The sequence below is a fragment of the Brevundimonas guildfordensis genome (assembly GCF_014836405.1).
Taxonomy (GTDB): Bacteria; Pseudomonadota; Alphaproteobacteria; order Caulobacterales; family Caulobacteraceae; genus Brevundimonas; species Brevundimonas guildfordensis.
In genome coordinates, this window is sequence record NZ_JACSQU010000001.1 from 862637 (window position 1) to 888684 (window position 26048).

Annotated in this window: 25 protein-coding genes; 14 read left to right on the plus strand and 11 right to left on the minus strand. The window is 68.0% G+C overall.

The window, feature by feature from the left end; genetic code table 11:
- Window positions 1-2: 2 nt before the first annotated feature.
- The 5 genes from pyrE to folK all read right to left on the minus strand — a co-directional run bounded on the left by pyrE (window position 3) and on the right by folK (window position 4816).
- Window positions 3-587, minus strand: coding sequence for an orotate phosphoribosyltransferase (gene pyrE / locus H9656_RS04170; protein WP_024352979.1), 585 nt, complete (start codon window positions 585-587; stop codon window positions 3-5).
- Between the two features lie 45 nt (window positions 588-632).
- Window positions 633-1412: an LOG family protein gene (locus H9656_RS04175; RefSeq protein WP_191742983.1), complete on the minus strand. Its 780-nt coding sequence runs from the start codon at window positions 1410-1412 to the stop codon at window positions 633-635.
- Between the two features lie 36 nt (window positions 1413-1448).
- A complete protein-coding gene (locus H9656_RS04180; RefSeq protein WP_191743743.1) occupies window positions 1449-3602 on the minus strand; it encodes a RelA/SpoT family protein in 2154 nt (717 codons plus the stop codon).
- Between the two features lie 170 nt (window positions 3603-3772).
- Window positions 3773-4132, minus strand: a complete 360-nt coding sequence (gene rpoZ / locus H9656_RS04185; RefSeq protein ID WP_003168108.1) for a DNA-directed RNA polymerase subunit omega — start codon at window positions 4130-4132, stop codon at window positions 3773-3775.
- Between the two features lie 129 nt (window positions 4133-4261).
- Entirely contained in the window at window positions 4262-4816 is a 555-nt protein-coding gene (folK, locus tag H9656_RS04190; RefSeq protein WP_191742984.1) for a 2-amino-4-hydroxy-6-hydroxymethyldihydropteridine diphosphokinase, read from the minus strand.
- Window positions 4817-4837: 21 nt separating this feature from the next.
- Here folK and H9656_RS04195 point away from each other — a divergent pair, with 21 nt between their 5' ends.
- The gene (locus H9656_RS04195; RefSeq protein WP_191742985.1) at window positions 4838-5419 is read left to right on the plus strand and encodes a LabA-like NYN domain-containing protein; all 582 of its coding nucleotides are present in this window, start codon (window positions 4838-4840) and stop codon (window positions 5417-5419) included.
- Window positions 5416-6060: a uracil-DNA glycosylase gene (locus H9656_RS04200; RefSeq protein ID WP_191742986.1), complete on the plus strand. Its 645-nt coding sequence runs from the start codon at window positions 5416-5418 to the stop codon at window positions 6058-6060. Before H9656_RS04195 ends, H9656_RS04200 begins: the two co-directional genes overlap by 4 nt.
- Before the next feature lie 4 nt (window positions 6061-6064).
- On the opposite strand, the gene H9656_RS04205 is transcribed toward H9656_RS04200, so the two are convergent.
- The gene (locus H9656_RS04205) at window positions 6065-7273 is read right to left on the minus strand and encodes an N-acetylmuramoyl-L-alanine amidase family protein (protein ID WP_191742987.1); all 1209 of its coding nucleotides are present in this window, start codon (window positions 7271-7273) and stop codon (window positions 6065-6067) included.
- Window positions 7274-7722: 449 nt separating this feature from the next.
- Here H9656_RS04205 and H9656_RS04210 point away from each other — a divergent pair, with 449 nt between their 5' ends.
- The 3 genes from H9656_RS04210 to H9656_RS04220 are packed head-to-tail and all read left to right on the plus strand — an operon-like array spanning window position 7723 to window position 12746.
- Window positions 7723-10425, plus strand: coding sequence for an Rne/Rng family ribonuclease (locus tag H9656_RS04210; RefSeq protein WP_191742988.1), 2703 nt, complete (start codon window positions 7723-7725; stop codon window positions 10423-10425).
- A gap of 54 nt (window positions 10426-10479) precedes the next feature.
- Window positions 10480-11904: a M48 family metalloprotease gene (locus tag H9656_RS04215; protein WP_191742989.1), complete on the plus strand. Its 1425-nt coding sequence runs from the start codon at window positions 10480-10482 to the stop codon at window positions 11902-11904.
- Between the two features lie 44 nt (window positions 11905-11948).
- On the plus strand, window positions 11949-12746 hold the full coding sequence (locus H9656_RS04220; protein ID WP_191742990.1) for a thioredoxin domain-containing protein: 798 nt from the start codon (window positions 11949-11951) through the stop codon (window positions 12744-12746).
- Window positions 12747-12880: 134 nt separating this feature from the next.
- Here H9656_RS04220 and H9656_RS04225 read toward each other — a convergent pair whose 3' ends face one another.
- Window positions 12881-13669, minus strand: a complete 789-nt coding sequence (locus tag H9656_RS04225; RefSeq protein ID WP_191742991.1) for a thiazole synthase — start codon at window positions 13667-13669, stop codon at window positions 12881-12883.
- Between the two features lie 192 nt (window positions 13670-13861).
- Window positions 13862-14059: a sulfur carrier protein ThiS gene (thiS, locus tag H9656_RS04230; RefSeq protein ID WP_003168098.1), complete on the minus strand. Its 198-nt coding sequence runs from the start codon at window positions 14057-14059 to the stop codon at window positions 13862-13864.
- Window positions 14060-14210: 151 nt separating this feature from the next.
- On the opposite strand from thiS, the gene H9656_RS04235 reads away from it, so the two are divergent.
- From H9656_RS04235 to aat, 5 genes are all read left to right on the plus strand, one after another.
- Window positions 14211-14561: a DUF1493 family protein gene (locus H9656_RS04235; protein WP_191742992.1), complete on the plus strand. Its 351-nt coding sequence runs from the start codon at window positions 14211-14213 to the stop codon at window positions 14559-14561.
- 147 nt (window positions 14562-14708) lie between these two features.
- Window positions 14709-15164, plus strand: a complete 456-nt coding sequence (aroQ, locus tag H9656_RS04240) for a type II 3-dehydroquinate dehydratase (RefSeq protein WP_191742993.1) — start codon at window positions 14709-14711, stop codon at window positions 15162-15164.
- Between the two features lie 40 nt (window positions 15165-15204).
- Entirely contained in the window at window positions 15205-15693 is a 489-nt protein-coding gene (gene accB, locus H9656_RS04245; protein WP_191742994.1) for an acetyl-CoA carboxylase biotin carboxyl carrier protein, read from the plus strand.
- A gap of 5 nt (window positions 15694-15698) precedes the next feature.
- Window positions 15699-17051: an acetyl-CoA carboxylase biotin carboxylase subunit gene (gene accC, locus H9656_RS04250; protein ID WP_191742995.1), complete on the plus strand. Its 1353-nt coding sequence runs from the start codon at window positions 15699-15701 to the stop codon at window positions 17049-17051.
- A 6-nt stretch (window positions 17052-17057) separates the two neighbouring features.
- Window positions 17058-17753, plus strand: a complete 696-nt coding sequence (gene aat, locus H9656_RS04255) for a leucyl/phenylalanyl-tRNA--protein transferase (protein WP_191742996.1) — start codon at window positions 17058-17060, stop codon at window positions 17751-17753.
- Here aat and H9656_RS04260 read toward each other — a convergent pair.
- A complete protein-coding gene (locus H9656_RS04260; protein WP_191742997.1) occupies window positions 17720-18418 on the minus strand; it encodes a DUF2155 domain-containing protein in 699 nt (232 codons plus the stop codon). The genes aat and H9656_RS04260 overlap by 34 nt on opposite strands.
- Window positions 18415-18807 (minus strand): NADH:ubiquinone oxidoreductase subunit NDUFA12, encoded by a 393-nt coding sequence (locus tag H9656_RS04265; RefSeq protein WP_191743744.1) that lies wholly within the window; start codon window positions 18805-18807, stop codon window positions 18415-18417. The genes H9656_RS04260 and H9656_RS04265 overlap by 4 nt, the downstream gene beginning before the upstream one ends.
- A 219-nt stretch (window positions 18808-19026) precedes the next feature.
- Here H9656_RS04265 and H9656_RS04270 point away from each other — a divergent pair, with 219 nt between their 5' ends.
- The 3 genes from H9656_RS04270 to H9656_RS04280 all read left to right on the plus strand — a co-directional run bounded on the left by H9656_RS04270 (window position 19027) and on the right by H9656_RS04280 (window position 23224).
- A complete protein-coding gene (locus H9656_RS04270) occupies window positions 19027-21651 on the plus strand; it encodes a TSCPD domain-containing protein (RefSeq protein ID WP_191742998.1) in 2625 nt (874 codons plus the stop codon).
- Window positions 21652-21752: 101 nt separating this feature from the next.
- The gene (locus tag H9656_RS04275; RefSeq protein ID WP_191742999.1) at window positions 21753-22247 is read left to right on the plus strand and encodes a pentapeptide repeat-containing protein; all 495 of its coding nucleotides are present in this window, start codon (window positions 21753-21755) and stop codon (window positions 22245-22247) included.
- A 65-nt stretch (window positions 22248-22312) separates the two neighbouring features.
- The gene (locus tag H9656_RS04280; protein WP_191743000.1) at window positions 22313-23224 is read left to right on the plus strand and encodes a pentapeptide repeat-containing protein; all 912 of its coding nucleotides are present in this window, start codon (window positions 22313-22315) and stop codon (window positions 23222-23224) included.
- A gap of 63 nt (window positions 23225-23287) precedes the next feature.
- Here the strand turns inward: H9656_RS04280 and aspS are convergent, their stop codons facing one another.
- The gene (aspS, locus tag H9656_RS04285; RefSeq protein WP_191743001.1) at window positions 23288-25120 is read right to left on the minus strand and encodes an aspartate--tRNA ligase; all 1833 of its coding nucleotides are present in this window, start codon (window positions 25118-25120) and stop codon (window positions 23288-23290) included.
- Between the two features lie 196 nt (window positions 25121-25316).
- Between aspS and H9656_RS04290 the strand changes: the two genes are divergently transcribed.
- On the plus strand, window positions 25317-25976 hold the full coding sequence (locus H9656_RS04290; protein WP_191743002.1) for a P-loop NTPase family protein: 660 nt from the start codon (window positions 25317-25319) through the stop codon (window positions 25974-25976).
- Window positions 25977-26048 lie beyond the last annotated feature (72 nt).

Sequence of the window (26048 nt, forward strand, 5' to 3'; positions counted from 1 at the left end):
CTCTACTTTGACAGGCGGCGGCTGCCCGGATCCTCGACCGGCAGGGCGGCCAGTTCCGGCGGCAGGGCGTCGGCCGGATAGGCGGGCACCTCCATCGAGGCCAGGGCGATCAGTGGCACGCCCACATCCACCTTGCCGCCCGAGCGGTCGACGATGCAGGCGGCGGCGACGACATGGCCGCCCGCCTTCTGGATCGCGGCGATGCATTCGCGCGACGACAGCCCCGTGGTGACGATGTCCTCGACCATGACGATCTTCTCGCCCGGCTCGACCGAGAAACCGCGGCGCAGTTTGAACTCGCCGCCCTCGCGCTCGACATACATGGAGCGGACGTTCAGGTGCTTGGCCGTCTCATAGCCGGGAATGATGCCGCCGACGGCGGGCGAGATCGCCGCGTCGACAGGCCCGACCGTGGCGACGATCTTTTCCGCCAGCGCCTTGCACAGGCGCTCGCAGCGGGCGCCGTCCATGAAGACCAGGTTCTTCTGCAGGAAGACCGGGCTGTGCAGGCCGGACGAGAGGACGAAATGGCCTTCGCGCAGGGCGCCGGCGTCGCGGAATTCGTTGAGGACGTCTTCAGTGTTCATGAAAGCCGTCCTTAGACCCTGTGACGACGCCCCTCAACCCGCGCCCTATTTGATCTCGCAGTTGGGCTTCAGCCCGCCTTCCAGCAGCTTGGCCCACACCGTCTCGGCGTCGTCGGCGAAAGCGAACAGATCCATGTCAGAGGCCTTGACCATGCCGTGCTCGATCAGGGTGTCGAAGTTGACGACCGAGCGCCAATAGGCCTCGTCGAACAGGACGATGGGGATCGGCGGCGCCTTGCCGGTCTGACGCAGGGTCAGGATCTCGAACAGCTCGTCCAGGGTGCCGAAGCCGCCGGGGAACACCACCAGCGCATTGGCCCGCATGGCCAGGTGCATCTTGCGCATGGCGAAGTAGTGGAACTGGAACGTCAGTTCCGGCGTCGACCAGGGGTTCGGGAACTGCTCGTGCGGCAGGGTGACGTTGAAGCCGATCGACGGCGCCCCGGCCTCGTGCGCGCCCTGGTTCGCAGCCTGCATGATGCCCGGCCCGCCGCCGGTGGCGATGACGTTGTCGCGCACTTCGCCCGGCTCGCCCCGGAAGGCGCCGCCGCGTTCAGAGGCGATGCGGCCGAACTGGCGGGCCTGTTCGTACCAATAGGCGTGGCGGCCGTCGCCGTTGGCGCCCACTCTGGCGCTGCCGAAGACCACGATGGTCGAACGCACGCCCCAGGCTTTCAGCGCCTGCTCGGCCTTTTCATACTCCATAAGGAAGCGCACGCCGCGCATCGATTCGCCCAACAGGAAGTCCTGATCCAGGGCGGCCAGACGATAGGACGGCGAGGCCACCTGGGCTTCGTTGGCGAGTCTTTGTTGTTCGGGAGACATTTCGACCTTTGAGAAAATGGATGGCGTCGGCGCGGCTCAGCCGCGCGCGCGATCGACCGTATCGACGTAAGGATTGGCCCTCAGCGCCGCAATGATCATGGTGGCGTGGCGGGCGTCCTCGACCTCCACGTCGATGTCGACGTCATAGAAGTCGTGCTGCCGATGGGCCATCGACAGGTTCAGGATGTTGCCGCCCGCCTCGCCGATGATGGAGGCCACCTGCCCCAGCACGCCGCGCGCATTGGTCAGGGTGGCGTGCAGCTTGACCGACCCGACCGCGCTGCGCTCGGCCTGCGGCGTCCATTGCAGGTCCTGCCAGACGGAGTCGTCGTCGGCGAACTCTGCAAGGCTCTGGCAGTCGATGGTGTGGACCGTCAGCCCCTTGTCCGGCTCGAGGATGCCGACGATGCGGTCGCCCGGCACCGGCGAGCAACACTGGCCGAAATGGATGCTGACGCCGGGCGTCAGCCCGCCGCCGCGCACGAACAGACGCGGCGATTCCTCGCCGATGCGCTTGCGCTCCGGCCCGGCCTTCAACTGCCCCTTCAGCGCCGGGAACAAAGTCTCGGCCACCCGCGTCGCCGTCAGGCGGCCGCGCCCGATGGCGTCGAACATGTCCTCTTCGGACGGCATGGCGAAGGTCTTCAGCACCTCCGTCAGCTTGACCTCGCCCAGCGACTTGCCCGCCCGCTCCAGCGTCTGCTCCAGCGTCGTCTTGCCCAGACGCACGAACTCTTCACGCTCGGAGGTGCGGATGTGGCGGCGGATGGCCGAGCGGGCGCGGCCCGTGACCGTCAGGCTGCGCCAGTCGGTGGGGACCTCCCGCTTGGTCCCGCGAATGATCTCGACCACGTCGCCGTTCTGAAGCGCGGTGCGCATGGGCTTCAGTTCGCCGTTGATCTTGACGCCCACGGCCGTGTCGCCGACCTCGGTATGGACGGCATAGGCGAAGTCCAGCGGCATCCCGCCGCGCGGCAGGGTGATCAGCGTCCCCTTGGGCGTGAAGACGAAGACCTGATCCAGGTACATCTCGAGCTTGGCGTGCTCGACCCAGTCCTCGCCCCCCTCCCCGTGCTCGATCACCTGAACCAGATGGCGCAGGTTCAGCAGGGGGTCGCGGCCGCCGTCGGCCTCCATCGCCTCGCGGTCGAAGCCATAGGACTGGTTCTTATAGGCCCAGTGCGCCGCCACGCCGTCCTCGGCGACGCGATCCATGAGCTCGGTGCGGATCTGCATCTCGATGCGCAGGCCGCCCGGCCCGACCACCGTGGTGTGCAGCGAGCGGTAGTTGTTCGACTTGGGCGTGGAGATGAAGTCCTTGAACCGCTCCGGCACCATCGGCCAGGCGCGGTGAATGACGCCCAGCGCGCGGTAACAGTCGTCCTCGCTCTCCACGATGACGCGGAAGCCGTAGATGTCCGACAGGGACGAAAAGCCGACCGTCTTGCGCTGCAGCTTGCGCCAGATGGAATATGGCGTCTTCTCCCGCCCCTTGACCCGCGCCTGCACCCCGGCTTCGGCCAGGACCCGCTCGATTTCAGGCGAGACGGCCTCGATGGCGCTGCCGTTCTCAAGCTTCAGCGCCTCCAGACGCCGCTGGATGGCGACGCGGGCCGTGGCGTTCAAATGCTCGAACGCCAGTTCTTCCAGCTCGGCGGCGATGGAGTGGATGCCGATCGACCGGCCCAAAGGCGCATAGACTTCCAGCGTCTCGCGGCTGATGCGCTCGCGCTTCTCCGGCTTCACGAAGTGGAGGGTGCGCATGTTGTGCAGGCGGTCGGCCAGCTTGACCAGCAGCACCCGCACGTCGCGCGAAATAGCGAGGATGAATTTGCGCAGGTTCTCGGCCTGGCGCGTATGCTCGGCCTGAAGCTCCAGCCGCGACAGCTTGGTCACGCCCTCGACCAGGACGGCGATTTCCTCGCCAAACATGGCGGCGATGTCGTCGCGTGTGGCAGAGGTGTCCTCCACCACGTCGTGCAGCAGGGCGGTGACGATGGTCGCCGTATCCAGCCGATAGTCGGTCAGGATGCCCGCGACCTGGATCGGGTGGGCGAAATAGGGATCGCCGGAGGCCCGCAACTGCGAGCCGTGCATCTTCATCGCATAGACATAGGCGCGGTTCAGCAGCGCCTCATCGGCGGTCGGGTCATAGGCCTTGACCGCCTCGATCAGTTCGAACTGGCGCATGATCGGTGCGCGCTTGGTATCAGACAATGCAGGGCCTTCAGACGACTTCGGCGCCGCCTCGGGAAGAGACGACGCCGATGTCTTGTCTTGCAGATTCGCGGCGGGGTCCATCGGCGTGTCCATCTGAGGCCGCGCCGTCCGCCTGGCTACCTTGGTGACCGGGTCGGTCGTCAGTAGCGCTCCTCCTGGCCCCCGTCGCGGTCGCTCTGCAGCGCGCGGATCAGTTCGGCTTCGGCCATGTTCATGTGCTGCGGCTCGGCCAGCAGGGCCACGACTTCGGCTTCGTCCTCGGCCTCGGTGCGCTCATCGACGCGCTGCAGGGTGGTGATGATGTTCTCGCGCAGTTCTTCCGGCACGACGGTTTCGTCGGCCAGTTCGCGCAGGGCCACGACCGGGTTCTTGTCGTTGTCGCGGTCCAGCGTCAGCGCGGCGCCGTTGGCGATGTTGCGGGCGCGGTGGCCGGCCAGCAGAACCAGACCAAAGCGGTTCGGCACCTTCTCGATGCAGTCTTCGACAGTGACGCGGGCCATGAAAATCCTCTGGCGGCAGGGAGAACCGCACAAAATATAGGTTGAAAGCCGATTGTGCAACGCCGCAAAGGCGTCATTGAGGCGGATCGGCGTCCGTCGCCCCTCCCCTCGCCCGACAGGCCGCTCCGGTCAAGCCCTGCGCAGAGGGAAGGCGTCGCGCCCGACCTGCGCCTCTGCAGCCAGTTCGCGCGCCATCCGGCCGCACACGGGGTGCCTCCACTCCGGCGCCAGCTCGGCCAACGGCCCCATGACGAACAGCCGTTCGGCCGCGCGCGGATGCGGCAGGATCAGCCCATCCAGGTCGCCGCTCAGCCGCCCATAGGCGATCAGGTCCAGGTCCAGGGTGCGCGGCGCGTTGCGCGCCGTGCGCACCCGCCCGCAGACATCCTCGATCCGCGCCAGCGTCCGCATCAGGGTTCGGGCGTCCTGCGCAGTGCTGACGATCACCACCCCGTTCAGGAACGGCGGATCGGTCGGATCGGGCCAGGCCTGCGACGACCACCAGGACGACCGCGCCAGCACATCCACCCCCTCGGCGCGGAATCGAGCCAGACCCGCCTCCAGCGCCTCGACGCACGACGACCATGCGCCCTTGTCATTGCAGCCCAGGGCGACGATGACTGCGTCGTCCAGATCAGACGCCGTTTCGGCCGTGTCGTTCCGGGCGTTCATTTTCTCGATCATTCCGACGGACTCATTTTCTTCATGACCGACCATCCCGACGACCGCATCGCCCTGTTCATCGACGGCGCCAACCTCTATTCCGCCGCGCGCGCCCTGAACTGCGATCTCGACTTCAAGAAACTGTCTCAGCGCTTCACCGGCGAGGGCCGGCTGATGCGCGCCTATTATTACACAGCGGTGATCGAGGGCGAGGAATTCTCTCCGATCCGCCCCCTGGTCGACTGGCTCGACTACAACGGCTTCACCGTCGTGACCAAGCCGGTCAAACGCTATGTCGACGCGCAAGGGCACAGCCGCACCAAGGGCAATATGGACATCGAGATCGCGGTCGACATGCTGGAGCTGGCGCCGCGCCTGGACCACGCCGTGCTGTTCTCCGGCGACGGCGACTTCCGCCGCCTGGTGCAGGCCATGCAGGCCAAGGGCGTGCGCGTCACCGTCGTCTCGACGGTCAAGAGCCAGCCGCCGCAGATTTCGGACGACCTGCGCCGTCAGGCCGACGCCTTCATCGACCTGGCCGACATCGTCAGTGAGGTGGGCAAGCCCAAGGCCCCGATGAATCAGGGCGTGACCCGCACCCTGGATCGGAACGACCGCGCGTGAGCGCTCTTCTGAACCCGGAGCCGCCCCGCGACTGTCCCCTTTGCCCGCGTCTGGTCGCCTATCGGGCCGAGAATGCGCGTCAGAACCCGGACTGGTGGAACGGGCCCGCGCCCTCGTTCGGCGACCCGGACGCGCGCCTGCTGATCGCAGGCCTGGCGCCCGGCCGCACCGGCGCCAACCGCACAGGCCGCCCCTTCACCGGGGATCACGCAGGCTGGCTGCTGTATGACACGCTGAAGAAGACCGGCTTCGCTGAAGGCCGCTACGACCCCGACGGCGACGACGACCTGCGGCTGGTCGACTGCATGATCACCAACGCCGTGCGCTGCGCTCCGCCGCAGAATAAGCCGACGGCGACGGAGGAAACCACCTGCCGCCCCTTCCTTGTGGATCGACTGGCCGCCCTGCCCCGGCTGAAGGTGATCGTGACGCTGGGCGACGTGTCCCGGCGCAGCATCCTGCGGACACTGGGCTACCCCGGCTCGGCCATCCCAGCCGGACATGGCGTCGAGGGCCAGGTCGGCACCTATACGCTGATCAACAGCTATCACTGCTCGCGGCTGAACACGAACACCGGCCGACTGACCGCCGAGATGTTCGAGGACATCTTCAGGCGGGCGAAAGCGGCGCTGGACGCCTGAGGCCTCAGCCCCCGGCGATCTCGCCCGCGACCATCACCGGGGCGGCGGGTTCGCGGAAATAGCGATCGATGCCCTCGGCGACCGAGCGCATCAGGCGGCGCCGGGCGCGTTCGTCGCTCAGCACGCGCTCGTCTTCCGGGTTGGTGATGAAGCCCATCTCCAGCAGCACCGCAGGCACGTCGGGCGCCAGCAGCACCGCCAGACCGGCGTCGCGGTGGCTGCGGCGCAGCAGCGGGTGGTTGTCGCCCTCGATATGGGTCAGCAGCACCCGCGCGAACTGGGCCGAGCGATTCTGGGTAGCGCGCTGGGTCATGTCCAGCAGGATGCGGTCGACCGAGGGGTCGCGGCCCGGCAGGCGCAGGTCGCGCTGCCAGTCTTCGCCCTTGGTGAACTCGCGCACCGCCCGCCCGGCGCCCTGTTCGGACAGGGTGTAGACGCTGGCGCCGCGCAGGGCCGGGTCAGACCCTGCGTCGGCGTGCAAGGAGATGAACAGGTCCGCGTCTGCGTCACGCGCCATCTGCACCCGGCGACCATGGGCGACATAGACATCGCCATCGCGCGTCAGTCGCACGCGATAGCGGCCGGTGCGCTCCAGCGCGGCCTTCAGGTCCCGCGCTGCGGCCAGGGTGATGACCTTTTCCTGAACCTGTTGGCCCTGAGCGCCGGGGTCGCGACCGCCGTGGCCGGCGTCGATGACGATGAGGGGCTTCTCAGTCCGGACCTGCTCGCGGCGTGGCGCGGCCGCCGGCGCGGCCGCCGCGCCCGTCGCCTTCAGGTCGATGACATAGCGATAGTGATCCACCCCATCGCCGGGAGGCAGAAGAAAGCGGCGCTCGATCTCGGCGCCGCGCGCCAGGTCCAACCGAACGCGCGACGACGACCCCGAGGCGGACACCTCATAGCCGCGCACCAGGCCGGCGCCCGAACCGTCCAGTCCTCGGCCGGGCTGAACGCCCGACAGGGCGACGATGACCCGCCCCGAAGAGCCGTCCTCGATCACCTGACCGCGCGTGCTTCGGCCCAGATCGACCACGATGCGGGTGCGCTGTGCGTCGCCGCCGAAGCGCAGCCGCATGACCTCGCCGTCCGGCCCGAACGCCAGCCCGCGCCCGGCCGTGAGCACGACCGCGCAGACGACGACGAAGGCGATGGCCGTCATCGTCCATTCCTGCGCGCCCCAACGGGCCAGATTGTCACGCCACCGACCGGCCATGAACCGAAGTTACCCTGTAGTTTGTCCTTGCAGGATGCCGCCGCAGATTAAGGATTTCGTTAAGACCTCTTACCGTCGCGGTTCTTTTATTTTCCGCTGCATGTGCCTATTATGAGCTCCGCATGCGACTGATCGCGCCGCCCGCAGTTTTGCGGGACCGGCCGCGCCCTCCTCGCGGCGTTGACTTTCACCTATTCCGAGGATCGCCCGGCCTGGCCGCCGATCCGACGAACGGGTTCGGGATGCAGCCTTGATCGGCGCGTTCGAACCCAGGACCGACAACCGTATGGGCCACTACGCCTGCGATCCCCTTCGGCAAGACCTTGCCGCGCTCGCTTTTCGCGAGGGGATGACGCGCGCCCGGACCCTCATTTCCATTCGGCGAGCCGCCCCCATTCCCGCGACTGAGATCGCGGCGCACGGCCTGGCGCGCCTGAGAGAGACCTTCAATGTCAAAAACCATGTTGATAGACGCGGCGCACGCGGAAGAAACCCGCGTCGCGATCGTGGACGGCCGCCAGGTTGAGGAATTCGATTTCGAATCCCGCGCGCGCCGTCAGCTTCGCGGGAATATCTATCTCGCCAAGGTCACCCGCGTAGAGCCAAGCCTGCAGGCCGCCTTCGTTGAGTACGGCGGCAACCGCCACGGCTTCCTGGCCTTCAACGAAATTCACCCGGACTATTATCAGATCCCGGTCGCCGACCGCGAAGCCATCATGGCCGAAGCGCACTCGGAAGATGACGACGATCATGACGATCTGGGCCGTGAGAGCGACGACGGCGAATCGGACGGCGGCCTGGCCGACGAGGAGCGTCTGAAGCGTCGCCTGATGCGCCGCTACAAGATCCAGGACGTCATCAAGCGCCGTCAGATCCTGCTGGTGCAGGTCGTCAAGGACGAGCGCGGCGCCAAGGGCGCGGCCCTGACCACCTGGCTGTCGCTGGCCGGTCGCTACTGCGTGCTAATGCCGAACACCGGCAAAGGCGGCGGCATCTCCCGCAAGATCACCAACACCTCGGACCGACGCCGCCTGAAGGCTGCCGCCGCTGCGCTGAAGGTGCCGCAGGGCATGGGCCTGATCATCCGGACGGCGGGCGCCAAGCGCACCCGCGCTGAGATCAAGCGCGACTATGAATATCTGCTGCGCCTGTGGTCGACGATCCGCGAGACAACGCTGAGCTCCAACGCGCCGGCGATGATCTACGAAGAAGAAAACCTGGTCCGTCGCGCCGTGCGCGATATGTACGACAAGGACTTCGACGGCATTCAGGTCGAGGGCGTTGAGGGCTTCAAGCAGGCGCGCGACTTCATGCGCGTGCTGATGCCCTCCCAGGCCAAGAAGATTCACCTCTATCAGGGCTCGCGTCCGCTGTTCGCCTCGAACGGCATCGAAGAGGTGCTGACCCAGATTCACCAGCCGGTCGTGCCGCTGAAGTCGGGCGGCTATCTGGTCATCAACCAGACTGAGGCCCTGGTGGCCATCGACGTGAACTCGGGCCGTTCCACCAAGGAGCGCAACGTCGAGGCCACGGCGACCAAGACGAACATGGAAGCCGCCGTCGAGGCCGCCCGCCAGCTGCGCCTGCGCGACCTGGCCGGCCTGATCGTCATCGACTTCATCGACATGGACGAGGGCAAGAACAACCGCGCGGTTGAGAAGGCCCTCAAAGACGCCCTGGCCAAGGACCGCGCCCGCATCCAGATGGGCCGGATCTCGGGCTTCGGCCTGATGGAGATCAGCCGCCAGCGTCGCCGCCTCGGCGTGATCGAGGGCGCAACCGAGGTCTGCGAATGCTGCCAGGGCGCCGGGCGCGTCCGCTCGGCCGAATCGGCGGCTCTGACCACCCTGCGCGCGGTCGACATCGAGGCCGGCAAGAACGGCGCGGGTTCGGTGAACCTGCGCGTATCCACCGCCGTGGCGCTGTACATCCTGAACCACAAGCGCGCCTACCTGCAGTCCCTGCTGGAACTGCGCGGCCTGAACGTCGTCATTCAGATCGACGACAGCCTGGCCCAGGGCGAACACTCGATCGAGCGCACCGAGACGAACGAAGACTTCGTCGCGCCGGAAAGCCACATCGACCTGGCCGACCTGGACGACGGCTTCGACGACAGCGCCTTCGACGATGAAGACGAGGATCACGACGAGGACGAGGACTTCGGCGAGGATCACGATGAGGCCGAACTGGACTCTGAAGACGCTGCCGACGACGAAAGCGGCGTGCGCGCGGAACAGGACGAGGACGACCGGGGCAGCCGCCGCCGTCGCCGCCGTCGTGGTGGACGCCGCGACGACGAAGCCGAAACCGTCGCCGTCGAGGACGATGATGACGGTCGCGGCGGCCGTCGTCGCCGGGGCCGCCGCGGCGGTCGCCGGGTCCGCGAGGAAGGCGAACGCGACGTCTTCACCTGGGTGCGCGGCCGTACGCCGTCGCTGCAGGATCCCTACGTCTGGTTCGACCCGATCAACCCGGCGCCGGTCCGCGGCGAATCACTCGCAGAGGACGACGTCGAGCGCAGCGACGAGCCGCGCGACATCCGGGCCGAACAGGCGACCGAAGGCGAAGGCCGCAACGGCCGCTCGCGCCGTCGTCGCGGTCGTGGCCGCGGCCGGGGCGACGTGTCGCACGACGCCAAGGTCGAGGATCGCGCCGTCAACGAGGGCCTGCCGCCTGTCGGCTCGCCCGACACGCCCATCGCCGTGGTGATCGAAGGCGAAACGTCGGAAGCCTCTGCGGAATCGCCCCTCGAAGCGGCGACCGAGGCCGCCCCGGCCCTCGAACCCGTTGAAGCTCCCAAGCGCCGCCGCGTCCGCCGCAAGGTGACCTCGGCCATCGCCGAAGAGCTGAACGAGGTCGCCGCCGAGCAACAGGCCGAAGCCGCCGCCCCCGAGGCGATCGCTACTGAGGCTGAGGCTCCCGCCGAGGCCGAGCAATCGACCCCGGTCCCGGCCGAACTGGACGTCACGCCCGCCGTGGCCGCCCGCATCGAGCAGGCGATCGAGGAGGTTCTGGCCGAGGAAGCCGTCGTCCTGGCCGAACCAGTCCCTGCGCCGACGCCCGAAGTCGATATCGCCGCGATCATCGCTGACGATCCGAACCAGATCGTCGCCCCGCCGTCGAAGCCCAAGCGCGGCTGGTGGCGCCGTTGATCGGACACGATTAGGCTGGAAGCTGCGGGGGAGACTATCGCTCTGGAGTGCTTGATGACCAGGACGCCCCCCGCCGCACCCCGCTTCCGACGCCACCTGATCGCCGGGGTCGGCGCCCTCGCGGTGCTGGCCTCGGCCGCTTCGGCCCAGGCGCAGAGCCTGATCCGGGATACCGAGATCGAAGGCATTATCGACGGCTGGTCCGAGCCGGTGCTTGACGCCATGGGACTGGATCCCAACGAGGTCGAGATCCTTCTGGTCAACGATGATGACCTGAACGCCTTCGCGACGCGCGGGCGGATCATGGGGCTGAACACCGGCCTGATCCTGCGCACCAAGAGCCCCAATCAGCTTCTTGGCGTGATCGCCCACGAAGCCGGGCACATCAAGAACCGCCACACCCTGCGCGACGGCGCCCAGAACGCTGGCATGCAGCCAATGATCATGACCATGGCCCTGGGCGCCCTGGCCGCCATCGCGGGCGCGCCGGACGCGGGGGCGGCGCTGCTGGCCTCCAGCCAGTATTTCGGCACGCTGGGCGCCCTGCGCTACATGCAGAGCCAGGAAGGCGAGGCCGACATCACCGGCGCCCGCGCCCTGGAGCGCGCCGGGGAATCCGGGCGCGGCATGGTCGAGTTCTTCGAGAACTTCCGCTCGCAGGAAATCTTCTCTGATCAGCGCCGCTATCCCTATTTCCGCAGCCACCCCCTGTCGTCGCAGCGGATCGAGGCCCTGCGCCCCGCGGTCGAGGCCGCCTCCCACTACGACAAGCGCGACAGCCCCCAGCGCATGGCTGAGCACGCCCTGGTCGTGGCCAAGATCCGCGCCTTCATGGAGGCGCCTAACGCCACCTTGCGCGACTACCCGTCCAGCGACGCCTCCCTGCCCGCCCGCTACGCCCGCGCCATCGCCTGGTATCGGGACGGCCAGACGCAGAAGGCCCTGGACGCGGTCGACGTCCTGCTGACGGAACAGCCCGACAACCCCTATTTCTGGGAGCTCAAGGGCCAGATCCTGTTCGAGGAAGGCCGACCGGCCGAAGCCATCGGCGCCCACGAACGCTCCGTCGAGCTGAAGCCGGACGCGCCATTGTTGCGCATCAACCTGGCCCACGCCCTGATCGAGACCAATGACACGACCAAGCTGGCCGAGGCCGAGAACCAGTTGAAGCGAGCCCTGGCGCTGGAGCGGGACAACAACCTGGCATGGCGCCTGCTGTCCCAGGCCTATTCCAGCCAGGGCAAGGAGGGCGAGGCGCGTCTGGCCTCGGCCGAATACTGGTTCGCCCTGCGTCGCCCGGATCAGGCGGCCCAGTTCGCCATGCGGGCCCGCGACATGCTGGACCGCAGTTCTATCGAATGGCGCCGGGCCACCGACATCGTCCTGGCCTCGGGCGCGACCGAGAAAGACATCACCGACGCCGAGCGCCGCAATGAACAGCGCAGCCGCTCCGGCGTCATCCCGCCCGGCGGGGAATGAGCCCTTCCCGCCCCTACTGCACTGCCTGATAAGACGAGATGCTGATGACTGAAGACGCGCGCCCCGAACCGACCCCGACCGTCACGCCGAAGAAGGCGCGCCTGGGGCTGTCGGGCACGACGCTGGGATGGGCTGCGGCAGGGATGTCGGCCCTCGCCCTGGCGCTGTCGGCTGCGCCCTATCTGACCGGCGGTTTTGGCGAGCGCGTGCGGGCTTATCTGATCCAGAATCCCCAGGTGTTGGACGAGGTGCTGGCCGCGCGTGAGACGGCCGAATCCCAGTCGCGCGTTCAGAGCATCAACGCCGCCGCCGCCGCCAACCCCGCCCTGCTGGCGATCGATCCGCGCGATCCGGTCTTCGGCCCTGAGAACGCCAAGGTGACGGTGATCGAGTTCTTCGACTTCCGCTGCCCTGGCTGCAAGGCGGTGGCGCCCGAATATCGCGCCCTGATGACCGCCCACCCCGAGGTGCGCTTCGTCTTCAAGGACTGGCCGATCCTGGACCGGGGCGAGGACGTCACCTCGCAGTACGCCGCCCGGGCGGCCCTGGCCGCGCATCAGCAAGGCAAGTACCTCGCCGTCTATGACGCCCTGATGGCCGAACGGGCGCTGGACCGCGCCGCCATCGACCGCATCCTGGCTGAAAACGGCGTCGACATGGCCAAGGCGAATGTCGCTATGTCGGCCCCCGAGATGACGCGCCACGTCGCCGACATCCACACGGCCGCCGCCACCCTGGGCCTGCAGGGCACGCCGACCTTCTTCATCAACGGCGTCGCCAGCCCCGGCATCGACCCGCGCGAGATCGGCGCCCTGATCGAGGCGGCCAAGAAAAAGGGCTGACGTCTGTGCTTTCCTCCCCATTTCATGGGGAGGGGGACCACCAAGTGGTGGAGGGGCTTGCGGCGGAACCAAGCGGCCCCTCCGTCACGTCGCCTATCGGCTCCGCGCCACCTCCCCACGTCGTGGGGAGGAGATCAGATCAGCCCCGCCAGCGGCGAGGACGGGTCGGCGTAGAACCGCTTCTTCATCCGCCCAGCCAAGTAGGATTCGCGCCCGGCGATGACGGCGTGCTTCATGGCGCTGGCCATCAGGATGGGGTCACGCGCCTCGGCGATGGCTGTGTTCATCAACACCCCGTCGCAGCCCAGCTCCATGGCGATGGCCGCGTCCGACGCCGTGCCGACGCCTGCGTCGACCAGCACCGGCACCTTGGACTGTTCGACGATCAGGCGGATGTTGATCGGGTTCTGCACCCCCAGCCCCGAGCCGATCGGCGCGCCCAGCGGCATGATGGCCACGGCGCCCGCGTCCTCCAGCTTGCGCGCATAGACGGGATCGTCGGTGCAATAGACCATGACCTCGAAGCCCTCGGCGGTCAGCAGCTTCAGCGACCGCAGGGTCTCCTCCATGTCGGGGAACAGGGTCTTGGGGTCCGCCAGAACCTCCAGCTTGACCAGGGTCCAGCCGCCCGCCTCGCGCGCCAGGCGCAGGGTCCGCACGGCGTCCTCGCCCGTGAAGCAGCCCGCCGTATTGGGCAGATAGGTGTATTTCTTCGGGTCGATGAAGTCCGTCAGCACCGGCTGGTTCGGATCGGTCAGGTTCACCCGGCGCACGGCCACGGTGACCATCTCGGCGCCCGAAGCCTCGGCCGCCGCCGCGTTCTGGGCGTAGTCGCGATACTTGCCGGTGCCCACGATCAAGCGCGAGTTGAAGGTGCGGCCGGCGACGGTCCAGCTGTCGGTGCGGGGAGCGGTGTCAGTCATGCCTAGGGAAGTAGCGCCGCCCGCCGCTGGGGGGAAGCGCCGTTGCGGGAATTGATGAGCTATCCTCCTCCCGCTCATCCCGGCGGACGCCGGGATCCAGTGAGAACCTCACGCGCACCCTTTGAAGGGCGAACCTGTCGCCAAAGGACTGGATCCCGGCGTCCGCCGGGATGAGCGGAGCATAGTGCGGCCTCAGCCGCCGCCCACGAACTGCACCAGTTCAATCCTGTCGCCCTCTGCCAGCGCCGTCTCGCCGTGCAGAGAACGCGGCACGATCTCCAGATTGCGCTCGACCGCCACCTTCTTGGGGTCCAGCGACAACTCCTGAACCAGACCCAGAATGGTCGTGGCTGCGGTGTCCCGCGCCTCGCCGTTGACTTCGATACGCAAACTGATCGCTCCAGAGGATGCAGGGTGGAGAGGCAAGGCCTCTTTCGGAGACGTCAGATAATGGGCGTTCCGGCGCGGGACATCAAATCCACGACTTCAGTGAGCTGTCGCCCCTATTGCGGGCATCGACCATCTGTCGTTCACTCCCGATATGGCCGACGAAATCGCTCAATCAGCAAATGCCATACGTGACCACATCGTGGGCACCTTGCGACGGGAATTCTACATCGAGGAGCCGATCAACGATGAGGCTGAACTTTACTACGATCTCCATCTCGCGGGCGATGATTTGGCTGACGCCATTGACGCAATCAGGCAGCCGTTCGGGACTGACTTCAGCCTGATGGATTTGCGACGCTACGCTCCCAATGAGGTGGGCCATAACTTCAAGCTAAACTTTCTGCGTGAATTTCGCGAATGGCGAGGTGAGCGCACCTATCGCAGCCTGACAGTGGCAAGCATCATCCACGCCGTTCAAGCCGGATCGTGGAACGATCGCTGAGCGGTATTAATCGGCTTCTCAGGCTAGGCTCGCCGCCGCCAGCCTCCCCTTACGTCACCCTTTTTCCCCACCCGCTTTGCGCCGCGCGCCACCTGGGCTACAACGCGCGCTCGATTCCGCGCGGCGGCGCGCCTGTTTTGCGAGCGAATGCCCGAAACTCTCACCCTGTATGTCCTGAACGGGCCGAACCTGAACCTGCTGGGGGTTCGGGAGCCGGACATCTATGGCCGCGAGACACTGGCCGACGTTCAGGCGATGTGCGAGGCGGCGGCCGAGGGCGCGCGCGTGGTGTTCCGCCAGTCGAACCATGAAGGCCAACTGGTCGACTGGATCCAGGAAGCCCGTCTTGAGGCCGACGCCCTGGTCATCAACCCGGCCGCCTTCACGCACACCTCGGTGGCCCTGCTCGACGCGCTGAAGACGCTGAGCATCCCCGTGGTCGAATGCCACCTGTCGAACCCCGCCGCGCGCGAGGCGTTTCGGCATCACTCCTATGTGTCCCTGGCCGCGACCGGCGTGATCGCCGGCTTCGGTCCCCGCAGCTATGAATTGGCCGTCCGGGCCGCTCTGGACCTGGCGCGTCGCGCCGGGACCAAGGGCTGACCGGCGCGCGCCGTCTGAAGATCAAGTAGAAGAGACCCTCATGTCCGACGACAAGAACAAGAACATCGACGCCGATCTGGTCCGCAGCCTGGCCGACATCCTGAACGACACCGACCTGACCGAGATCGAGGTCGAGCGCGGCGATCTGAAGATCAAGGTCAAGCGCGAAGTCACCGTCGCCGCCGCCCCGATCCAGTACGCCGCCGCCCCGGCTCCGGTCGCGCACGCCGCGCCGGCCGCCGCCGCCCCGGCCTCCATGCCGTCGGACCCGGCCACCATCGTCGCCCGCTCGGGCGAAGAGGTGAAGTCGCCGATGGTCGGCACCGCCTACCTGCAGCCCGCGCCGGGTTCGGACCCGTTCATCAAGGCCGGCGACAAGGTCAAGAAGGGCCAGACCCTGCTGATCGTCGAGGCCATGAAGACGATGAACCCGATCCAGGCGCCGCGCGACGGCGTCGTGGCTGAAATCCTGGTGGGCGACGCCCAGCCGGTCGAGTTCGGCGAAGCCCTGGTCGTGCTGGAAGCCTGAGCCTCATGTTCACCAAGGTCCTGATCGCCAACCGGGGCGAGATCGCGCTGCGCATCCACCGCGCATGCAAGGAGATGGGAATCTCCACCGTCGCCGTTCACTCCGAGGCCGACCGCGGCGCCATGTGGGTGCGCCTGGCCGACGAGAGCGTCTGCATCGGCCCCGCGCCGGCGGCCAAGTCCTATCTGAACATCCCCTCGATCATCGCGGCGGCGGAAATCACCGGCGCTCAGGCGATCCACCCGGGCTACGGCTTCCTGGCCGAGAACGCCCGCTTCGCCGAGATTATCGAAGCCCACGGCATGTCCTTCATCGGGCCCAAGCCGGAACACATCCGCATCATGGGCGACAAGATCACGGCCAAGCAGGCGGTGAAGGACGCGGGCATTCCCGTCGTCCCCGGCTCTGACGGCGAGGTCGAGACGGTGGAACAGGCCATCGAGGCGTCCAAGGCCATCGGCTTCCCCCTGATCGTCAAGGCGGCCGCCGGCGGCGGCGGTCGCGGCATGAAGGTGGCCCAGACGGCCGACGATCTGGTCGAAGCCGTGCAGACGGCCCAGGCCGAAGCCCTGGCCGCCTTCGGCAACGGCGCCGTCTATATGGAGCGCTATCTCCAGAAGCCGCGCCACATCGAGATCCAGGTCATCGCCGACAGCCACGGCAACGTCGTCCACCTGGGCGAACGCGACTGCTCGCTGCAACGCCGTCACCAGAAGGTGCTGGAAGAGGCCCCCTCTCCCGCCCTGTCGGCCGAGGGCCGGGTCAAGATCGGCGAGACGGTCAACAAGGCCATCGCCGCCATCGGCTATCTGGGCGCCGGCACCATCGAGTTCCTGTGGGAGGACGGCGAGTTCTTCTTCATCGAGATGAACACCCGTCTGCAGGTCGAACACCCGGTCACGGAAATGATCACGGGCGTCGATCTGGTGCGCGAACAGATCCGCATCGCCGCGGGCCTGCCGCTGTCGTTTAAGCAGGAAGACATCACCTTCGAGGGCCACGCCATCGAAGTGCGGATCAACGCCGAGAACGCCGAGACCTTCACCCCTTCGCCGGGCACGATCACCGAGTTCCACGCGCCGGGCGGCCTGGGCGTGCGTCTGGATAGCGCCATCTACGCCGGCTATTCGATCCCGCCCTATTACGACAGCCTGATCGGCAAGTTGATCGTGCACGGCCGCGACCGCGAAGAGGCGCTGGCGCGCCTGAAGCGTTCGCTGGGCGAGACGGTCATCAGCGGCGTCGACACCACCATCCCCCTGTTCCAGAAGCTGTTGCAGGAGCCGGACATCCTGTCGGGCGACTACGACATCCACTGGCTGGAGAAGTGGGCGGCGGCGCAGAAGGCCAAGGCCTAACCCCCCTTGGACGAGCCCGGATTCAGCGCGAGCGGCGCCTCTGACGTCTTCGGACCGGAGGCGCTGCTCGCCTGCTACGCGCGGGGCGTCTTCCCGATGGCCGAGGCGCACGACGATCCGCGCGTCTTTCTGGTCGAGCCGGACCAGCGCGGCCTGATACCGCTGGATCGCTTTCACATCCCCTCGCGCCTGCGCCGCACCGTGCGGGGCGAGCCGTTCGAGGTTCGGGTCAACACGGCCTTCGTGGCGGTGCTGGACGCCTGCGCCGCCTCTGCGCCGGGCCGCGAAGACACCTGGATCAACGCCCCGATCCGCCGCCTCTATGTGGAACTGCATCAGCGCGGCTTCGCCCACAGCATCGAATGCTGGCGCGACGAGGCGCTGGTCGGCGGGCTTTACGGCGTGACGCTGGGCGGCGCCTTCTTCGGCGAGAGCATGTTCAGCCGGGCGACGGACGCGTCAAAGGTCGCCCTGGTCCATCTGGTCGCGCGCCTGAAAAAGGGCGGCTGGCGGCTGCTGGACACGCAGTTCTTGACCGAACACCTCGGCCAGTTCGGCGCCGTGGAGACACCGCAGGAGGCCTATTTGCGTATGCTGCCCTGGGCCATGCAGGCGGCGCCCGACATGGACGCCTTCACCGCGCCCCTCAGCGGGGCCGAGGCCGTGGCTTACGCCTTACAGCCGACCACCCAGGCGTCATAGACCGGGTGCTGCAGGCCGCTGACGCTGGGCGATGAGGCGAACATCCAGCCCTTGAACACCTGACGCGCCTCGGTCGGCGCGGCCAGGCCGCGCGGCTGAACCCCGACCTCCAGATAGGCGATGGCGTCCTCGGTCATTTCGTCAGAGGCAGAGACCTCGCAGGCCCGGGCCTTGAACAGCAGGGTCTTCCCGAAGCGCACCGGACGGCCGCCGACCTCGACCTCGAACCGCATGGTCTCGGCCGTGGTCTTGTCCACCGCCTGAATGACCGCGATGCGTCGGCGCTGGCGCACGCCTGGCGGCGAGGCCGGCTCCGTGGGCGCAGGCGCGACCTCCTCAACCGGGATTTCGTCCGGCGCTTCTTCCTGAACGGCCACTTCCTCGCCTTCGACGACAACGGCGGGCATCGTCGGCCCCGCAGCGGGGGTCGTCGGCAGCACGATGGCCGGGCCGTTTGACGGCGCCGGTTGCTGCGGCTGAGACGCCGGAGCCTGCGGATTCTGCAGCGGCGTCCGGTTGGTGTCGCGCAGCACGTCGCCGATCGGATCGGCCGGAGCGGGCGTCGCGTCTTGCGGCAGGTCCATCAGGACGCTGGCGACGCCGGCGCCCGATATCGCCAGTCCCGCGACGACCACCCCGGCCAGCAGGACATGGCGAAGGCTCATTCCGGGCTCCAGGCCTGATAGTCGCCGGTGGCGGCCGGGCGTTGGCCCAGGGCGGCCAGCGAACCTTGCGGGCGGCGCGCCATCGGCGTGCCCGTCAGGTTCGGCAGGTGATCCTTCTCCCACGCCTGACGCGGCAGCGGACGCTCAGTCGGCGTCTCGTCATAGGTGTAGCGCAGCCAGCCCTGCCATTCCGGCGGCACCTTGGTCGCCTCGGCATAGCCGTCATAGATGACCCAGCGGCGCTTGCGGCCATCATAGCTGACGGTGTCGCGGGATTCGTAATAGCGGTTGCCGAACTCGTCCGTGCCGACCTGCTGGCCGCGTTTGCCAACGGTGAACAGGGTGCCGATCGTGGCGCCGTTCCACCAGGTGAAGATCTTGCTCAGCACGTCGTCGAACTCACTCGAATCCACCGCCCCGGGGAGGTCCGGCGGCGCGGGCCGATCATAGAAACCGCGACGCCCTACGTCCAGCGCGGAGCGCAAGGGAAACGCCTCAACATCTTGTGGGCAACAACCTCGCCAGCCGCAACATCTATTGAACGCCCTCACGATCGCCCGATAGGTTGTCTTCAGGACACGCTCCACCTCCAGCGTGGGAGACGCCTGATGCGCTTCAAGCCCCTGTTTGCTCCCCTGGCCGCCGCCGTCCCCGTCGCCGTGCGCGAGATCGAACGCGCCGATGTCGTCGACAGGGTGCTGGCGCCCGACGCCTGGACCGATGTGCAGGTCGAGGCGTGGCTGGACTGGGCCGATGCGCCATCGACGCCCCGGCCCGACCTGCCGCTAAACGGCGCCGTGCACGATTGGGCCGCTCGCCTCGCCGCCGCTGGATCAGAAGGCGGCGTCTTCGCCAGCACCGCCGAAGCCAACCGATTCGAAAACGAGCTGACCGGCGCCGTCCTGCTGGGACTGGCCGCTGTCAGGGATGCGGATACGCCCGCCGCAATACCCCTTCGCCTGGATCTGTCCGAGCCCGAGGCCGAACGCCGTCTGGCCGATCAGGCTGCCGCCTGGCGTCGCGAACGGCTGGCCGGGCAGGCCGCCGAGGCGCTGGCTCAGGCGCTGGCCAACGTCGCCGACGCCGTGGCGCGGTGTGAAGGCGACGCCGCCGCCTGCGCCGATCCCGCCTCCAACCCCGCCCTGACCCGCGCCGCCCATGTCGCGCGCCAGTGCGGCGCCGCCGATGCGGACATCCTGCGCGCCATCAAGGGCGAGGGCCTCTCGGCGACCGCCGCGCCGCTGGCCGACGCTCCGCAGGCGCCCCTGATCGTCCTGGCCCAGCCAGACACGGCCGCCGCCGGCGGGCCTCTGGCGCTCGCCTTGGCCGAAGCGGCGCTGGAAGGCCCTGTCTCCGCCGTGTTCACGCCCGCTGACGCAGACGCCGCCGCCGATGCAGCCGTGGCCCCGCGCGCAGCGATCAATCTGCCCGCTCTGGCCGCCGTCTTCCCGCAAGCGTTCGACTCCGCCTTGGACGCCCTCACCGAGCTTCTGGTCACGGCGCTGGACCTGACGCTGGACGCGCACGATCCCCGTGCCGCCGCGCGCCCCATCGCCATTGCTCTGGGCGGTCTGGCCGACTGGGCCGTGTCGCAGGACGCCGCTGAGCCCGCCCTGCCCGCCGCCGCCCTGGCCGCTCAGGTCGCGCGCTGCGCCAACGCCGTCTCCGCCGATCTGGCCGCCCGCCTTGGCCCCTGCGCCGAATGGGAGACGGTGAAGGACGAGATCCTCGCCGCCCTGGCCGAACGCGGCGAGCCGGTCGAGGCCCTGCGCGCCCACGGCCGCCGCCACGCGGCCATCAGCCTGTTCGCCGACGACGCTGAACTCACCTTGCGCCTCGGCGCCTCGCCCTTCGCAGCGACGGACGTCTGGCAGACGGCGGACGGCGAGGTCGAACGCCGCCTGCGTCCCGCGCTTGCCGCCGCCCTGACTCGCGCGGGCGCTGACGTCGAGGCGGCCGAGCGCCATCTGTTCGGGCGCCGCACCCTGGCCGAGGCGCCGGGCGTCAGCCATGCCCGCTTGCGCGAGCTGGGTTTCACCGACCTGGAACTCGAAGGGATCGAGCACGCCCTGTCTTCGGTCGAGGATTTCGCCCCCGCCTTCGCCCCGCCCGTGCTGGACGAGGGTTTCATCGGCGACGTGCTGGGCCTGAGTCTGGCGCCGGGCGAGGCCCTGCTGCCGCGTCTGGGCTTTGACGAGGCGGCGATCCGGGCGGCGGCCGACTATGTCTTCGGCCGGCCCGACCTGTCCGACTGGGCCGAAGCGCCCGACGCCCTGCGGCCGCTGCTGTCCCGGTCGGGCGAGGCGGTGGAAGCCGACCTGCGTCACGCCATCGAGCCCTTCAGCGACGGCCCCGATCTGCGCCCTGTCACGCTGGACTGGCGGGCCGACCGACTGGACGTAGCCCGCGCCTTAGCCGATGCGGCGCTCGACGGCCGCCGCGCCGCCGTGCTGCGCCGCGCGCCGCCCCCCGCCGATTTCCGCCTGCGCCTGCCCGAGATCGAGACCCCGCGTCGCGCTGATCAGGCCCCCGCGCCCGAGGCCGCGCCCCGCACCGTCGAGCGCGTGGTTGAGAAGGTGATCGAGCGCGACCGCACCCGCCGTCGCCTGCCCGACCGCCGCAAGGGCTACATCCAGAAGGCCTCGGTCGGCGGCCACAAGGTCTATATCCACACCGGCGAGTACGAAGACGGCGAGTTGGGCGAGATCTTCATCGACATGCACAAGGAAGGCGCCGCCTTCCGCTCGATGATGAACAACTTCGCCATCGCCATCTCGATCGGCCTGCAGTACGGCGTGCCGCTGGACGAGTTCGTGGACGCCTTCGTCTTCACCCGGTTCGAGCCGTCGGGGCGGGTCACGGGCAATGACTCCATCCGCTCGGCCACCTCCATCCTCGACTATGTGTTCCGTGAACTGGGCGTCTCCTATCTGGACCGACGCGAGCTGGCGCAAGTCACGCCCGAGGCCGCCAATCTGGACGGCATGGACGGGGGGCCGACCGAAGCGCCCCAGCCCGTGCCCGCCGCCCGCTTCATCTCCAAGGGCTTCGCGCGGGGCGCGGCGCCCGACAACCTGATCGTCGCCCCCTTCGGCCGCAAAGAGCCGTCGCCGCGCACCACGCCGCAGGTTCAGGCCGGCCCCTGCCCTGAGTGCGGCGACCTGATGCTGACGGATCGGAGCGGGACGCCCGTGTGCGGCTCTTGCGGCGCGGCGCCCAAGGCTCACGGCTAACGGCTAACGGCTAACGGGATATAGGGCCGAGATCGGACGAGCTGTCCCGAAACGGCGGCCCGCTTCTTGCTGCGACAGGCGCAAAGCCTGGAGCCATTCGCATGATCCGTCCCGCAATCGCCCTTCTCGCCGTCGTCGGCCTGACCCTGACGGCCCTTCCGGCCTCGGCGCAGAACGCTTCGCAAATCGCCCAGGTGCGTCGCGGCGCCTCCTGCCCCGGCTGCAATCTGTTCCAGGGCGACTTCTCCGGCCTGGAGCGCTCGGGCCTGAACCTGTCCGGCGCCCGCATCCGCCAGGCGGACATCAGCCTGTCGGTGATGAACCGCACCAACTTCAGCCGCTCGGACCTGCGCGACGTCGAGGCCTATGGCGCCGTCTTGTCCAGCGCGAACTTCAACGGCGCCGACCTGACCAACGCCAGCTTCGTGGGGACCTTCCTGGAAGGGGCCTCCTTCACCGGGGCCAAGCTGAACGGCACCAATCTTTCGGGCGCCGAAATGGCGCGCGCGCGCGGCCTGACCCAGTCTCAGCTCAATCAGGCCTGCGGCGACCAGAACACGGTTCTGCCTTCCGGCCTTCGCATTCCCGCCTGTTGAGCGTCGCCTTCGTTACCGCGATTTAAGTAGGGTTTTCGCAGACTAAGGCGCATTCAATAGGGGTGATGAAACGCTCGATTTCGCCCCTGCGCCATCTGGCCCTTGCCGCCTCAGCCCTTGCGGGACTGATGGCGGCCGCCCCCGCCCTGGCCAGCGCTGCGGACATGACCTGGGCTCAGGACCGCGACGTCGCCCGGATGGTGTCGCTGGGCGGGAGCTGCACGCGGTGCGAACTGTCCGGTCGCGACCTGTCGGGCGCCACCTTGACGGGCGCCAACTTCACCAACGCCACCCTGGTCGGCGCCAATCTGCGCGGCGCCGAACTCGTCGGCTCGAACTTCACCGGGGCGGACTTCAGCCGCGCAGACATGCGCGGCATCGAGATGGTCGGATCGATGTTCACCAACGCCAAGATGACCGGCGCCCAGCTGATGGGCGCCGAAGCGACCGGCGCAGTTCTGATCCGCGTCGATCTGAGCGGCGCCAATCTGAGCGGGGCCGAACTTCAGGGCGTGAACATGAACAGCGCCGTCCTGACCCGCGCCCGGTTCAACGACGCCGAGATTTTCGGCGCCACCCTGGCCAACGTCAACGCCAACGGCGCCGACTTCAGCAATGCCGATATCAAGGCGTCCAACCTGACGGGCGGCAACTTCAATAGCGCCTCATTCAGGGGCGCTGACCTGGACGGCGCGCGCCTGTCCGGCGGCGACTTCACCCGCGCCGATTTTCGCGGCGCCTCCATGCGCCGCACCGACATTCGCGGCCTGGATCTCAGCCGGGCGCGCGGCCTCAGCGCCGACCAGGTCTCAGAGGCCTGCGGCGACGCCGCGACCCGCCTGCCTGGCGACATGACCGCTCGCAACTGCCGCATCAGCGGCGTGCGCGTCATCCGCACTCCGCCGGCCCCTCCAGCTCCGCCCGCGCCGCCCGTCCCGCCGCGTCAGCGCAACCTGGTGATCGTTTCCGGCAACTGAAGCCCGGATGCAAAAAGGGAGGGGTCGCCCCCTCCCTTTCTCAATTCGACTTTGCGGCGCCGATCAGACCTTGATGGGCAGCTGGGTGCGGATCGACAGCTCCTTCAGCTGACGCTCCTCGACCTCGGCCGGGGCGTTCATCATCAGGTCCTGGCCCTGCTGGTTCAGCGGGAAGGCGATGACCTCGCGGATGGCCTGTTCGCCCGCCAGCAGCATGACGATGCGGTCGATGCCCGGCGCCAGACCGCCGTGCGGCGGCGCGCCGTAGCGGAAGGCGTTCAGCATGCCGCCGAACTGCTCCTCGACCACCGAGGCGTCGTAGCCAGCGATCTCGAAGGCCTTCAGCATGATCTCGGCCTTGTGGTTCCGGATCGCGCCCGAGCACAGCTCATAGCCGTTGCAGACGATGTCGTACTGATAGGCGCGGATGGTCAGCGGATCCTGAGTCTCCAGCGCCTCCATGCCGCCCTGCGGCATCGAGAACGGGTTGTGGCTGAAGTCGACCTTCTTCTCTTCTTCCGACCATTCGAACATCGGGAAGTCGACGATCCAGCAGAACTTGAACTGGTCCTCGTCGACCAGCTTCAGCTCCGTGCCGACGCGGGTGCGCGCCAGACCGGCGAACTTGGCGAAGACGGCGGGATCGCCGGCGGTGAAGAAGGCGGCGTCGCCCTTGCCCAGACCCAGCGAGCTCATCAGCGCCTCGGTCGGCTCCTGCCCCAGGTTCTTGGCGATCGGGCCGCCCCACGACTGCTGATCGTCCGACCAGAAGATGTAGCCCAGGCCCGGCTGGCCCTCGCCCTGCGCCCAGGAGTTCATGCGGTCGCAGAAGGCGCGGCTGCCGCCGGTCGGCGCCGGGATGGCCCAGACGGCGTTCTTCTCGTCGGCGCCCAGGATCTTGGCGAACAGGCCGAAACCGCCGTCGCGGAAATGGTCCGACACGTCCTGCATCTTGATCGGGTTGCGCAGGTCCGGCTTGTCGCTGCCGTACCACTTCATCGACTGGGCGAACGTCAGGCGCTCGAAGCCCTTGTGCTCCATCGTCTGGCCGAAGTCGTTGGTGAAGGTTTTCACGTCGTCGATCGGCGAGACCGGCTTGCCCTCGCCGAACTCGGTGAACAGCCCGTGCATCAGCGGCTCGATCGCCTGGAAGACGTCTTCCTGCGTGACGAAGCTCATCTCGACGTCCAGCTGATAGAACTCCAGCGAGCGGTCGGCGCGCAGGTCTTCGTCGCGGAAGCAGGGCGCGATCTGGAAGTAGCGGTCGAACCCCGAGACCATCAGCAGTTGCTTGAACTGCTGCGGGGCCTGCGGCAGGGCGTAGAACTTGCCGGGATGCATCCGGCTCGGCACCAGGAAATCGCGCGCGCCTTCCGGCGACGAGGCCGTCAGGATCGGCGTCTGATACTCAAGGAAGCCCTGGGCCACCATGCGGGTGCGGATCGATTGGATCACGCGCGACCGCAGGACGATGTTCTTGTGCAGACGCTCGCGACGCAGGTCCAGGAAGCGGTTGCTCAGGCGAATCTCTTCCGGGTACTCCTGCTCGCCGAAGACCGGCATCGGCAGTTCGGCCGCTTCCGACAGGACTTCCAACGACAGGACGCGCACCTCGACCTCGCCGGTCGGCAGGTTGGCGTTAACGGTCGAGCCTTCGCGCAGGACCACTTCGCCGTCGATCTTGATGACGCTCTCGGCGCGCAGGCGCTCGACCACGTCAAAGCCCGGCGTTTCGGGGTGCAGGACCAGTTGGGTCAGGCCGTAGTGGTCGCGCAGGTCGATGAACAGCAGGCCGCCGTGGTCCCGCTTGCGGTGGATCCAGCCCGACAGACGAACATTCGAGCCCGCATCCGTCGAACGGAGGGCGCCGCAGGTGTGGGTGCGATAGGCGTGCATGATCGGATTTCGTCTGAAAACGGCTGGAGAACAGCGTGAATTAGGAGGGGCGAAAGGCCCATCATCGCCCCGGAAAGTCAAGGCTGACGGCTCAAACGCCCATGATACGCCATCCACAGCAGCGCGCAGGTTGTCCCCGTGATCCCGCCCTATCAACAGAGACGCCCGCATCCCCGCCCGGCTAGGGTTCATCGTCATGAACGCTCCGGCCGCCGAAATCCGTCAACTGCGCCTGCCGCTGCAGCAGGAGACGCCCCAGCGCGCCTCCGACCTGGCGATCTCGCAGGCCAACGCCGGGGGCGTGGCGACGCTAGCCGTCTGGCCCGAAGCGCCCGGCGCCGTGCTGGCCCTGGTCGGGCCGGCGGGCTGCGGCAAGAGCCATCTGGCCGCCGCCTGGGTCGAGCGCACCGGCGCCATCGCCCTGCACGGCGCCGAGGCGGCCCTGGTCGACCCGCTGGAGCTGGAAGGCCTCCCCGTCCTGCTGGACGACGCGCAGGACGCCGACGACGAGAGCCTGTTCCACCTGATCAACCTGACCCAGTCGGGCGGCGGCGCCCTGCTGCTGGTGTCGCGCGATCCGCCGGGAGCCTGGGCGACGGACCTGCCCGACCTGCGCTCGCGCCTGAACGCCATCCGCACCGTGGGGATCGAGGCGCCCGACGACGTCGTCTTCGCCGCCATGCTGCGCCGCGCCTTCGCCAGCCGGAACATCACCCCCGCCGATGAACTGATCGAGTATCTGGTCCGCCGCATCGACCGCTCGGCCGACGCCGCCGAGACCGTGGTCGACCGTCTGGACGCCCTGCACCGTCCCGTGACGCGAGTGCTGGCGCGGCAAGTGCTGGACGGGGAATAACGCCCACCCGCCCGCTCATTCCCTCGCCGCGACACAATCGCGGTTGCAGCCGTCACAGGCGCGCGCGACAAC

Coding starts and splice junctions, on each gene's coding strand:
- H9656_RS04275 (WP_191742999.1), top strand. CDS start 21,753: ATGATCCGTCCCGCAATCGCCCTTCTCGCCGTCGTCGGCCTGACCCTG.
- rpoZ (WP_003168108.1), bottom strand. CDS start 4,132: ATGGCCCGCGTCACTGTCGAAGACTGCATCGAGAAGGTGCCGAACCGC.
- accB (WP_191742994.1), top strand. CDS start 15,205: ATGTCCGACGACAAGAACAAGAACATCGACGCCGATCTGGTCCGCAGC.
- H9656_RS04210 (WP_191742988.1), top strand. CDS start 7,723: ATGTCAAAAACCATGTTGATAGACGCGGCGCACGCGGAAGAAACCCGC.
- H9656_RS04260 (WP_191742997.1), bottom strand. CDS start 18,418: ATGAGCCTTCGCCATGTCCTGCTGGCCGGGGTGGTCGTCGCGGGACTG.
- H9656_RS04180 (WP_191743743.1), bottom strand. CDS start 3,602: ATGCGCCAGTTCGAACTGATCGAGGCGGTCAAGGCCTATGACCCGACC.
- H9656_RS04175 (WP_191742983.1), bottom strand. CDS start 1,412: ATGTCTCCCGAACAACAAAGACTCGCCAACGAAGCCCAGGTGGCCTCG.
- H9656_RS04215 (WP_191742989.1), top strand. CDS start 10,480: ATGACCAGGACGCCCCCCGCCGCACCCCGCTTCCGACGCCACCTGATC.
- H9656_RS04225 (WP_191742991.1), bottom strand. CDS start 13,669: ATGACTGACACCGCTCCCCGCACCGACAGCTGGACCGTCGCCGGCCGC.
- H9656_RS04270 (WP_191742998.1), top strand. CDS start 19,027: ATGCGCTTCAAGCCCCTGTTTGCTCCCCTGGCCGCCGCCGTCCCCGTC.
- aroQ (WP_191742993.1), top strand. CDS start 14,709: ATGCCCGAAACTCTCACCCTGTATGTCCTGAACGGGCCGAACCTGAAC.
- folK (WP_191742984.1), bottom strand. CDS start 4,816: ATGATCGAGAAAATGAACGCCCGGAACGACACGGCCGAAACGGCGTCT.
- H9656_RS04235 (WP_191742992.1), top strand. CDS start 14,211: ATGGCCGACGAAATCGCTCAATCAGCAAATGCCATACGTGACCACATC.
- pyrE (WP_024352979.1), bottom strand. CDS start 587: ATGAACACTGAAGACGTCCTCAACGAATTCCGCGACGCCGGCGCCCTG.
- H9656_RS04205 (WP_191742987.1), bottom strand. CDS start 7,273: ATGGCCGGTCGGTGGCGTGACAATCTGGCCCGTTGGGGCGCGCAGGAA.
- accC (WP_191742995.1), top strand. CDS start 15,699: ATGTTCACCAAGGTCCTGATCGCCAACCGGGGCGAGATCGCGCTGCGC.
- H9656_RS04280 (WP_191743000.1), top strand. CDS start 22,313: ATGAAACGCTCGATTTCGCCCCTGCGCCATCTGGCCCTTGCCGCCTCA.
- aspS (WP_191743001.1), bottom strand. CDS start 25,120: ATGCACGCCTATCGCACCCACACCTGCGGCGCCCTCCGTTCGACGGAT.
- H9656_RS04195 (WP_191742985.1), top strand. CDS start 4,838: ATGACCGACCATCCCGACGACCGCATCGCCCTGTTCATCGACGGCGCC.
- H9656_RS04220 (WP_191742990.1), top strand. CDS start 11,949: ATGACTGAAGACGCGCGCCCCGAACCGACCCCGACCGTCACGCCGAAG.
- H9656_RS04290 (WP_191743002.1), top strand. CDS start 25,317: ATGAACGCTCCGGCCGCCGAAATCCGTCAACTGCGCCTGCCGCTGCAG.